Source organism: Streptomyces flavofungini (genome assembly GCF_041028215.1).
Taxonomy (GTDB): Bacteria; Actinomycetota; Actinomycetes; order Streptomycetales; family Streptomycetaceae; genus Streptomyces; species Streptomyces flavofungini_B.
This window is the reverse complement of record NZ_JASKYR010000233.1, coordinates 1-10146: the sequence shown is the minus strand read 5'-3', so window position 1 is coordinate 10146 and position 10146 is coordinate 1. Positions and strand designations below refer to the sequence as shown.

Below are 10146 nucleotides of genomic sequence, written 5' to 3'. Positions count from 1 at the left end.
GCCGCCGGGTGGCACGGGTGTCAGTGGGCCAGGAAGGAGCCGAAGGCGACTCCGCCCTTCTCCGTGGCGCCGATCGCCTTCGGGCCGAAGGAGTCGATGCCGGTGGTGGTCAGGCCGCTCGCGGCGCCGCGCAGGTGCCAGACGGCGCCGGAGTCGGCGTAGGTGCCGTCCTCGCCGGGCGCGCCCACCGTCAGGTCGGCCCTGCCGTCCTTGTTGGTGTCGGAGAGCAGGACCGTGGCGCCGAACTTGTCGCCCTTCTCGGAGGCGCCGGGGACGCCCGTCGTGGACTGGTCGAAGGCCTGCGCGCCGGTGCCGGTCAGGCCGGAGCGGGAGCCCTTGAGCAGGACGACGCTGCCCGCGTCGGCGGTGGAGCCGATGTCCTCGCCGGGGACGCCGACGGCCACGTCCGCGAAGCCGTCGCCGTTCACGTCGCCCGCGCTGATGGCGGAGCCGAACTCGTCGCCCTCCTCACCGACGCCGGGCACGCCCGCGGTGTCCGCGGTGATCTTCGTGGAGCGGTCCGAGAGGCCGGACGCCGATCCGTAGCGGACGAGGACGGTGCCCTTCTGGTACGGCATGTCCTCGAAGTTGTTGCCGATGTCGCGGGTGACGAAGTCGCCGTAGCCGTCGCCGTCGATGTCGGCCACCGCGCCGCCGAGGGAGGGCGCGAGCTTCTGCGAGGTGGTGGCCACCCCGTTCTTGCCGCCCTTCCAGAGCTGGCTCTTGTGCGCCATCTCCTCGAAACCGTGGCTGGTGACGATGTCGTCGGCGCCGTCGCCGGTCACATCGCCGGTGACGAAGTCGCCGGGGCCGAAGGTCTGGCTGGTGACGATCCGCTGGGTGCTCGCGGCCTTGCCGTCCCGCTTGAACGGGCCGTACGCGATGGTCATGCCCGCGTCGTCGTTGTCCATCGGGTCCTCGGGCTCGGGGTACTCGGCCGTGACCAGGTCCCGCTTGCCGTCGCCGTTGAAGTCACCGGCGGTGACGCGCGCGCCGTTGGAGTCCAGCGAGACGCTGCCCTGGCCGCTGAGGCCCTGCGCGGAGCCCCACAGGACCACGGCCTTCTTGCCGCCGTTGACGACGAGGTCGGTGTAGCCGTCGCCGTCGAGGTCGGCGGCGGCCGTCTGGTTGCCGAAGTGCCCGCCGTCCGCGGCGGAACCGGGGACGCCCGCGGTGGCGCGGCTGATGGTGACGGCGTGCGCCTTGTCGGGGCCGTTCGCCGAGCCGTAGACGATCGAGACGCTGCCGGGGGCGTCGCTGTCGTACCCGCCGGGGGCCGAGATGGCGAGGTCGGCGTAGCCGTCCTTGTTGAAGTCGACGACCGGGGCCTTGGCGGCCCGGGGCGCGGCGGAGGCCGTGCCGGCGGCGGCTATGGCGAGCGGAGCGGTGAGCGAGACGACCGCGACGGCGGTGATGAGACTGCGACGCACGTGCTTGTCCTCCTGTGGGGAAAGTTAGTGGCACAGCTTGAGACGCCGGTCCCGCCGATTCGGTTGTACACCGCAGGGACTTTTTCGGGGCAACGTGGAGTAACCGCCCGTTCACCCGGCACTTTTCGTCGCATCTGCGAAGCTCCCGTGAACGTCGTTCAAAAGCCGCCTCAAGGGCGACTCTTCGCATACCACTTGCTGTCTGAACCGATCGTTCGCAGTCGATTACAGTGCTGCGCAGTCGCAATGGTCGATGCATGTCAAGGCACGGAGGGAGGTCCCGGTGGGCACAGCAGCAGCCACCGGTGTCTGGGGCCGCGCCGAGCAGCAGGACTTCCGCAGCCGGGTGCGCGGCACGCTCCTCGGGGCCGCCGTCGGCGACGCCTTCGGGGCGCCCCTGGACGGGCTCTCCCTGGACGGCGTGCGCGAGAAGCACGGCACCGAGGGACTGACCGAGCCCGCACCCGCGTACGGCAGACGCGGGGCGGTCACCGCCGCCACCCAGCTCACCCTCTTCACCGTCGACGGACTCATACGCGCCCAGGTGCGGCGCGACACCGGGGCCTGGCACCCGCCGACCGACCTGCACCGCGCCTACCGCCGCTGGGCCGCGACCCAGAGCGACTGGGGCCCTGACGAGCGGCGCGAGGAGGACGGCTGGCTCGCCCGCGAGGAGTGGCTGTACGCGCGGCGCGGCCCGTCCCGCGCCTGCCTCCTCGGCCTCGGCAACGACGTCATGGGCACCCTGGAGACCCCCAAGAACCCCGACGCGCGCGGCCCCGGGGCCGCCGTCCGGTCGGCGCCCTTCGGGCTGCTCGTCGGCTGGGAGCCGCAGCTCGTGCTCCAGCTCGCCGTCGAGTGCGCCGCCCAGACCCACGGCCACCCCGCCGCCCAGCTCGCGGCGGGCGCGCACACCGTCATCGTGCACGGACTCGCGCGCGGGGAGTCGCTGGACGGCGCGATCCAGCGGGCCCTGGCCCTGCTGGCCACCCGCCCCGGCCACGACACCGTCACGGACGCCCTGCGGCACGCCCTGGGCGCCGTACGCCAGGGCATGCCGTCGGCCGCCCGGGTGGCGGAGCTGCTCGGCGACGGCACCGCCGAGGGCGCGCTCGCCGTGGCGGCGTACTGCGCCCTGGTCGGCGAGGACGTGCGGCRCGGCMTMCGGCGKCCCCTCCTCCGCGACGGGCGCGCTCACCGGGGCGCTGCTCGGCGCGCTGCACGGCGAGACCGCGCTGCCGCCCGGCTGGCTCACGGAGCTTGAGGGCCGGGCGACCATCCTGGAACTGGCCGACGACTTCGCCATGGAGATGACCCAGGGCCCCGCGCTGCACGGCCCCGCGGTCTCCTCCCCGGGCTGGCTCGCCCGCTACCCCCGCGCCTAGGGGACCTGCCTCAGTCCTTCGCGGGCGCGCGCACCGCGCCGTCCCGCGGCTCAGCGGGGGAGGGGACGGCCGCCGCGCCCTCCTGGCCGTCGTCGCCGTCGGTGTTGATGCGCTCGATGAGCGCGTCCCGCTCGGGGGTGTCCTCCGGCTTCAGGTAGCCGATGACGACGTAGAGGACGAGCGAGACCGCGAGCGGGATCGACACCTGGTACTGAAGGGCGACACCGCCCTTGATCGCGTCGTTGATCGGGTAGTTGACCAGGTAGAAGGCGAAGAGCCCGGCGGCCCAGCTCGTCAGGGCGGCGGTCGGTCCCGACTTGCGGAAGGTGCGCAGCAGGCCCAGCATCATCGGGATCGCGATCGGGCCCATCAGACCGGCGACCCACTTGATGACGACGGTGATGATGTCCTTGAAGGCCGGTGAGTTCACCTGGGTCGCGACCGCCATCGAGAGCCCCAGGAAGACCACGGTGGTCAGCCGGGCGGCGATCAGCCCCTTGCGCTCGCTCCACATCCGCGCCCTGGCGGAGAGCGCGGGCGCCACGTCACGGGTGAAGACGGCGGCGATGGCGTTGGCGTCGGAGGAGCACATCGCCATGGTGTGCGAGAAGAACCCGACGATGACCAGGCCCAGCAGGCCGTGCGGCAGGAGCTGCTCGGTCATCAGGGCGTACGCGTCCGAGCCGTCGGGCTTCTTGGCGTCGACCAGCAGCGGCGACATCCACATGGGGAAGAAGAGGACGACGGGCCAGACGAGCCAGAGGATCGCGGAGAGCTTCGCGGAGCGCGCGGCCTCCTTGGCGTTCGCGGTCGCCATGTAGCGCTGCGCCTGGTTGAGCATGCCGCCGTTGTACTCGAAGAGCTTGATGAAGAGGAAGGCGAGCAGGAAGACCGTTCCGTACGGGCCGACCAGCGGTTTTCCGTGCCCGGCGAGCTCCGGCTCGTCCCAGACGCCGAAGAAGCCGCCGAACTCGCCGAGCTTCGCGACGACCGCCACGAACATGGCGATCCCGGCCAGCAACTGGATGATGAACTGGCCGAGTTCGGTGAGCGCGTCCGCCCACAGGCCGCCGATCGTGCAGTAGATCGCCGTGATCACGCCGGTGATCAGGATGCCCTGGTTGAGCGAGACCCCGGTGAAGACCGAGAGCAGCGTGGCGATCGCGGCCCACTTGGCGCCGACGTCCACGATCTTCAGCAGCATCCCGGACCAGGCGAGCGCCTGCTGGGTCCTGAGGTTGTAGCGGTTCTTCAGGTATTCGAGCGGCGAGGCCACGTGCAGCCGTGAGCGCAGCCGGTTGATGCGCGGCGCGAAGAGCCGGGCGCCGATGGCGATGCCGAGGGCGATGGGGAACGACCAGGTGACGAAGGACGTGACGCCGTAGGTGTACGCGATCCCCGCGTACCCGGTGAACATCACCGCGCTGTAGCCGGACATGTGGTGCGAGATGCCCGACAGCCACCAGGGCATCTTCCCGCCCGCGGTGAAGAAGTCACTGACGTTGTCGACCCTCTTGTGCGACCACACGCCGATCGCGACCATCACGCCGAAGTAGCCGATGAGCACGGCCCAGTCGAGACTGTTCATATGGCCCTCCAGGGGTCCGCCCGGTGAACTGCGCGGAGATGGCTCGCACTTCGCCGGTACCGGCCCTCGGGAACGCGATCGCCCCGGAAGTGCCCGCTCATCGTGGGTTCGGCCGCCGCTTCCGGACAACAGCGCGACAGGTCAAGAGGAAGTAAAATCGTTCGGTTAGCTGACTTACGTTCATGTATCTGACCCACCTTGGTTTCCTCGCGAGGGGGTCCGGAACGCAGGGAGGCCGTACGGAAGTGGTCTCCCGTACGGCCTCCGGCTGCCTTCGGCGGCGATGTCTAGCGCATGATCTCCCCCGCGTTGACCAGCAATGACTGGCCCGTGATCGAGCGCGCCCGGTCCGATGCGAGGAACACCGCCGCGTCGGCCACGTCCCCGTCCGTCGCCAGGTCGGGCAGGGCCATGCGCGCGGCGAGCCGGTCCCGCACCCGCGCCTTTGGGACGCCCTCGGTGTCCGCGGTGAACTGGACGTACGCCTCGACCGGCGGGCCCCACATCCAGCCGGGAAGGACGGTGTTCACCCGGATGCGGTCCGGGCCGAGCTCGTGCGCCAGGGAGTACATCGCCGAGGTCAGCGCGCCCTTCGACGCCCCGTAGGCCGCCTGGCGCACCTGCGAGGGCGCCGCGATCGCCGACTGCGTGCCGATGAAGACCACCGAGCCGCCGCGACGCTCCCTGAGTGCGGGGAGGCAGGCGCGCGTCATGCGCAGAGTGCCGAGCAGATTGACGTTGATGACCTCCTGCCAGGTGGTGAAGTCCGCGTCCGCGAGGCCGCCGAAGTGGCTGTCCCATGCCGCCACGTGGACGACCGCGTCGATCCCGCCGAAGCGTTCGCGGGCCAGGCCCGCCAGCGCCTCGCACTGCCGCTCGTCGGTGATGTCGGTGGCCAGGTGGGCGGTCCGCGCGCCCCCGGGATCGATCTCCGCGGCCGTCTTGGCGAGGTTCGCCGCCGTACGGGCGCCGAGCACGGCGTGGCCGCCGTCCCGTACGACGGCCGCCGCGACCTGGTGGCCGAGCCCGGCGCCGACGCCCGAGACGACGACGGTCTTTCCCTGAAGGAGCGACGGCTGCATGGGGCGCCTCCCGGCTCTGGCAGTTTTGCTGACGGGGCGTCAGAGTATGGGCGTGCATCGGAGGAAGGAAGGGGAGGGAAGTGAGTGCTGACCCCCGCGCGGGCGCCCGCGAGGACGCCCGCCAGGACCCGCGCGACCCCCGCGAGGACACCCGGAGCGACACCTACGCCGAACTCGCGGCCGTCGGACCCTACGGAGTGCACCCGGGGCACGCCCTGATCACCATGGTCGAGCCGCACCCGGGGCACGAGTACGCCTACAACCGCTGGTACGAGGACGACCACTACTACGCGGGCGCCATGGCCATGCCCTGGATGTACGCGGGCCGCCGCTGGGTGGCCACGCGGGACCTCCAGCTGCTGCGCCGCCCCGAGAAGTCCGCCGTCGCCGAGCCGGTCACCGCCGGGTGCTACCTCTCCACGTACTGGGTGACGGAGGGCCGCTACGACGAGCACATGAAGTGGACCGTCGGCATCAACAAGCGGCTCAACCGCGACGGCCGCGTCTATCGCGAGCGCCGCCACGTCTTCACCGCCTTCCAGGACCACGAGGCGACCGTCTACCGCGACGGCGCCGCGGGCCCGCGCGACTTCCACGCGCTCGACCACCCCTACCGCGGCCTCGTCCTCGAAGTGATCGACGCCGAGGACGCGGGGCGGCGGGCGGAGCTGCTCGCATGGCTGCGTTCCCGGGACCTGCCGCGCGCCCTGGCCGGTTCGCCCGCCGCGATGGTGACGGTCTTCCGGCCGACACCGCTGCCGGGCGACCGGATGACCTACGTGAAACAGGTGGAGGGCGTGGACACCCGGCTGACACTGCTGTGGTTCCTCCAGGAGGACCCGTGTGCGTGCTGGGAGGCATGTTTCGCCGGGCGGGAGGAGGCCGTGGCGGAGTCGGGGCTCGGACGGGTCGAACTCCTCGCGCCGTTCATCCCGACGGTGCCGGGCACCGATCTCCACGTGGACGAGCTGCGCTGACCGGGCACGGGTCGGCGGCCGGTCGCGCCGGACCATGACCGAGCCCCCTCGGCCGGGACGGCGGGCCAGTCGAGAGGGCTCATACGGTGGTGCTTATCCGGTTGTGGTGGTGCGGTTGTTCCTCCGGTGACCGGTGGGTCCGGCAGGCGCTGCTGAGTCACGCGAGATCGGCAGCCCCCCGGCTCACCTCGCTGATGAACGCGTTCCAGGAGTCGGTGGGGAAGGCGAGAACCGGCCCCTCGACGACCTTGGAGTCCCGCACGGAGATGCCGGTCTCCACCGGGGACTTGACCTCGACACACGCACCGTTGCCGGTGGAGTACGACGACTTGACCCACGTATTCGAAGAGCCTCGCTGAATTGCCATGTCTGCTCCGGTTGCCCAGTTGTTGAGTTGCTGTCCGCCGCGTGACCGCGGTTGGCGCCTTCGTGCCTGCTCGGTGCGGGCTCGATGGCGTGAATGACGCTACTCGCCAACATCGTCGGTTGAAGGAAGCGTTCACTCGACTGGATGGCATATTCCAAGGTGGTCTTCCGCCTCGCCGGGGCCAGGGTGTACCGTGCGGCATCTTTTCGCCGGAAGGCGGTCCGAAGCCCCGCGTCACGGGCACCTGGTCTAGCGGGCGTAGTCCTTGGCGATGTCGGCGATGAGCTGGCGTGACTGCTCGACGTTGAGTGCCTGGGCGCGCAGATGCTCGTACATGACGCTGTACTGCTGCACGTCGTTGGCCTTCTCCAGGTACAGGTCGCTCGTGACGCCCTCGATGTAGACCACGCTGGAGTCCGCGGCGTCGGGGAACTCCAGGATCGCGTACTGGCCGTTGAGGCCCGGGTGGGCGCCCATGTCGAACGGGATCACCTGCACCGTCACGTGCGGGAGCTGCGACTGCTCCACGAGGTGTTCGAGCTGATCGCGCATGAGGTGACGGGAACCGACCACGCGGCGCAGCGCGGACTCGTCGAGGACGGTCCACAGCCGCAGCGGGTTCTCCGGCGCGGAGATACGTTCCTGGCGGCGCATGCGCACCTGGACGCGCTTCTCGATGTCGGTGGGGGTGGTCTCCGGGAGCGCGCCGGTGATCAGTGCCTCGGCGTAGGCCCGGGTCTGCAGCAGCCCCGGTACGACCTGCGGGTCGTACACGCGCAGGGACGCGGCGTCGGTCTCCAGACCGATGTAGACGCTGTAGGGAATGTCGCCGAAGGAGTGCCACCAGCCCTGCTGGCGCGAGTCCTTGGCCATCTGCATGAGGGAGTCGACGATGCGGTGGTCCTCGACCTCATAGACCCCGCACAGGTCACGGACGTCTCGCTGGCTGATCGAACGGCGGCCGTTCTCAAGGCGGCTGATCTTCGACTGCGAGACGAGCAGTCTCTCGGCGACCTCTTCGGCCGTCATGCCCTTGAGCTCACGGAGCCGGCGCAGCTCCTGGCCAAGACGGCGTCGCCTGACGGTGGGATTGACATTGGACGCCACGGGACGTGCACCTCCGGCTTGCCTGCCTCGAATTTACGTATCTACTGCTCAGCAGAGTGCCACCTACGTGTGCGGCACCGCTGGGAAACAGCGGATGTACGAAATCGAGGGCGATGTCCAGGGGGTACGGCCGGCCCTGCGGCGCCAACGCGGGTGTGGCCGCGCGAGGGTGCCGCCGGTGCCGTCGCCCGGACGGTCCGGCAGCACTCCCCGCGCGGCTCAGCGGCTCCCGAACCGGGCCCGGGGGACTGCGGTGCGGCGCTGATACGGGTGATGCCTGTGATGCGGGTGTTACGAGCGGTGCGATGGTTCTGAGCGGTACGTGGTGCTGAGCGGTACGTGGTGCTGAGCGGTGCGTGGTGCGCGATGTGCGTGAGATGCGTGGTGACGCCTGGCGGTCGCCCGGCCGAGCCGAGCGGGTCACGTCTTGCTCAGGTCGTACTCAGTGGGCCACGGCGCGTGCCATGGATCCGCGGCGCGGCTGCATCGGGATCCGGTCCGGATCCGCCGCCGCCCTGGCGGGCTGCCGTCCGCCGGGGCCCGCTGGGCCCGCCGGTGCGGCGCTGCGTCGCGGCTGGGCCGCCACGCCGTTCTGGACGTCCATCACGGCGTGCGCCACGAGGCCGCCCATGGGGTCGTGCCTGATCAGGTCCCGGAGGCGGGAGCGCGATGAACGCCCCTCGTTCCCGGGGTACAGATGCTTGCCGAGACCGACCGCGTGGGCCAGCGCGGCGAGCGCCGCGGTCCGCGGGTCCGGCGGTACGCCGGTGCGGATCGCCGAATCGAGCCGGGACCTGATTTCCCGGCTGATGGCCGTCTCCGTCGCTTGGTAGCGCGTCGTCGGCAGCACCCCGCACATCTGGCCCGCCACGGCATGAACCATGCCGCACCGCTCCAGGTGCGAGAGGTACGTCTGGCGCAGCCCCAGCCGGGGCCCGCCGATCCAGTGGACGGCCCGAACCGGGCTGCCGCGCCTGCGCAGCAGTTCCAGTGCGGAGTCCAGAGTCGGATCTCCGGTCGGCCGTGGCATCACCACGGCGATACGATCCCCGTCTGGGGCTATCCGTCCGGCCAGCGCCAGCTCCACTAGCTGTGCTCCGGCCAGACCGAGGTCGAGCGACTGCGGCTGCGCTGTGGTGCCCGTGGCCGGGTCCAAAGCGAGCAGCAGAAGCTCCTCCGGAATTGTTCTGCGGCTCCTGCCCATCCATGCCTCCCCGCGTGGATGAATGACAGGGTGACCCCTCTCACATTGGTCTGTCGAGAGCGCGTGGGCGGGATGTACGGGAACCAGTAGGTATGTCGTTCTCGTCTACCACGGGGGTTAAGCCCTCACACAGGACACTGGTACACGGTTCGGACAGTGGGGTCCGGCCGGATTTGGCGCACGGTCAGCACACGGTCAGCATTCAGCATCGGCATACGGCATGGCGTACGAGGAGGCATCGGTGGCGGGCGAGACCCCCGACAGGTCGAAGCAGCGGAAGTCGTCGGGGAACCCGACTGCGGCGTCTGTGCCGGCGGCGGACGAACGGGACCCGCGGCTCGCGGTGACCCGAGAGGTTCCCGCGGCGCGCGAGGAGCGGCCCTCGGGCCCCCCGAAGCCGGCGGCATCCCCGGAGGCCTCGGGGTCCCCGAAGCCCGCCCAGGCGGAGTCTTCGGAGTCCTCGGAGCCCCCGGCGGCGTCCGCGGGCGGCACGGGCAAGGGCACGGGCACGGGCAACGGCGACGCACGCCTGCGGGACGCGGTGGCGGCGTGGGTGGCGAGCGCGGACGAATCCCCCGCGGAGGACGAGGCGGCGCCCACGTCCGGCCCCGCGGCGAAGGACACCGGGAACGGTGCGGCGCGGGGCGCCGAGGCGGAACCCGGCGCGGGTGCGACGCCGGGTCCGGCCGAGACGCGGGCCGAGGACGCGGCCGGGTCCGAGTCGGACGCTGAGACGACGCCCGGTGCGGGGGGCGGTGAGCGCGACGCGGCTGAGGCGTCCGGCCCGGACGCCACGGACGTGCGGCCCGGTGCGGGGGCCGAGCCCGAGGCGCCCCTGAAGGGCGACGACCCCGCTGAGCCGGACGCCGACGCGAAGCCTTCGGCTCCCGCGAAGGGTGACGCTCCGGCGGAGCCCACGGCCGAGAACGGGACGTCGAGCCATGACGCCGACGCCGCCGAGCCCGACGCCGCTGGTTCCGGCTCCGACGCCAAGCCCTCGGCCCCC

General features: G+C 71.2%; 7 protein-coding genes and 2 pseudogenes. 3 read left to right on the top strand and 6 right to left on the bottom strand.

Annotated features, from left to right (window positions below; translation table 11 throughout):
- Window positions 1-20 precede the first annotated feature (20 nt).
- A complete protein-coding gene (locus AB8Z36_RS17790) occupies window positions 21-1430 on the bottom strand; it encodes an FG-GAP-like repeat-containing protein (protein WP_369214300.1) in 1410 nt (469 codons plus the stop codon).
- 253 nt (window positions 1431-1683) lie between these two features.
- Here AB8Z36_RS17790 and AB8Z36_RS17785 point away from each other — a divergent pair.
- Window positions 1684-2815: pseudogene (locus tag AB8Z36_RS17785) on the top strand (ADP-ribosylglycohydrolase family protein).
- Window positions 2816-2825: 10 nt separating this feature from the next.
- On the opposite strand, the gene AB8Z36_RS17780 reads toward AB8Z36_RS17785, so the two are convergent.
- The gene (locus AB8Z36_RS17780; RefSeq protein WP_369214299.1) at window positions 2826-4403 is read right to left on the bottom strand and encodes a sodium:solute symporter family protein; all 1578 of its coding nucleotides are present in this window, start codon (window positions 4401-4403) and stop codon (window positions 2826-2828) included.
- Between the two features lie 287 nt (window positions 4404-4690).
- Window positions 4691-5485 carry an SDR family oxidoreductase gene (locus AB8Z36_RS17775; protein WP_369214298.1) on the bottom strand — a complete coding sequence of 265 codons (795 nt, stop codon included), beginning with the start codon at window positions 5483-5485 and terminating at the stop codon, window positions 4691-4693.
- A gap of 197 nt (window positions 5486-5682) precedes the next feature.
- Between AB8Z36_RS17775 and AB8Z36_RS17770 the strand changes: the two genes are divergently transcribed.
- Window positions 5683-6462, top strand: a complete 780-nt coding sequence (locus AB8Z36_RS17770) for a hypothetical protein (protein WP_369214301.1) — start codon at window positions 5683-5685, stop codon at window positions 6460-6462.
- Between the two features lie 157 nt (window positions 6463-6619).
- On the opposite strand, the gene AB8Z36_RS17765 is transcribed toward AB8Z36_RS17770, so the two are convergent.
- The 3 genes from AB8Z36_RS17765 to AB8Z36_RS17755 form a co-directional block, all read right to left on the bottom strand.
- The gene (locus AB8Z36_RS17765) at window positions 6620-6829 is read right to left on the bottom strand and encodes a DUF397 domain-containing protein (protein WP_369214297.1); all 210 of its coding nucleotides are present in this window, start codon (window positions 6827-6829) and stop codon (window positions 6620-6622) included.
- Between the two features lie 249 nt (window positions 6830-7078).
- A complete protein-coding gene (locus AB8Z36_RS17760; protein ID WP_369214296.1) occupies window positions 7079-7936 on the bottom strand; it encodes a helix-turn-helix domain-containing protein in 858 nt (285 codons plus the stop codon).
- Window positions 7937-8378: 442 nt separating this feature from the next.
- On the bottom strand, window positions 8379-9140 hold the full coding sequence (locus AB8Z36_RS17755) for a GOLPH3/VPS74 family protein (RefSeq protein WP_369214295.1): 762 nt from the start codon (window positions 9138-9140) through the stop codon (window positions 8379-8381).
- A 343-nt stretch (window positions 9141-9483) separates the two neighbouring features.
- On the opposite strand from AB8Z36_RS17755, the pseudogene AB8Z36_RS17750 reads away from it, so the two are divergent.
- Window positions 9484-10146 (top strand): annotated as a pseudogene (locus AB8Z36_RS17750) (hypothetical protein); the annotation flags it as partial.

What these genes read in the sequence shown, in the direction of transcription:
- AB8Z36_RS17780 (WP_369214299.1), bottom strand. Translation starts at nt 4,403, where the DNA reads ATGAACAGTCTCGACTGGGCCGTGCTCATCGGCTACTTCGGCGTGATG.
- AB8Z36_RS17775 (WP_369214298.1), bottom strand. Translation starts at nt 5,485, where the DNA reads ATGCAGCCGTCGCTCCTTCAGGGAAAGACCGTCGTCGTCTCGGGCGTC.
- AB8Z36_RS17765 (WP_369214297.1), bottom strand. Translation starts at nt 6,829, where the DNA reads ATGGCAATTCAGCGAGGCTCTTCGAATACGTGGGTCAAGTCGTCGTAC.
- AB8Z36_RS17755 (WP_369214295.1), bottom strand. Translation starts at nt 9,140, where the DNA reads ATGGGCAGGAGCCGCAGAACAATTCCGGAGGAGCTTCTGCTGCTCGCT.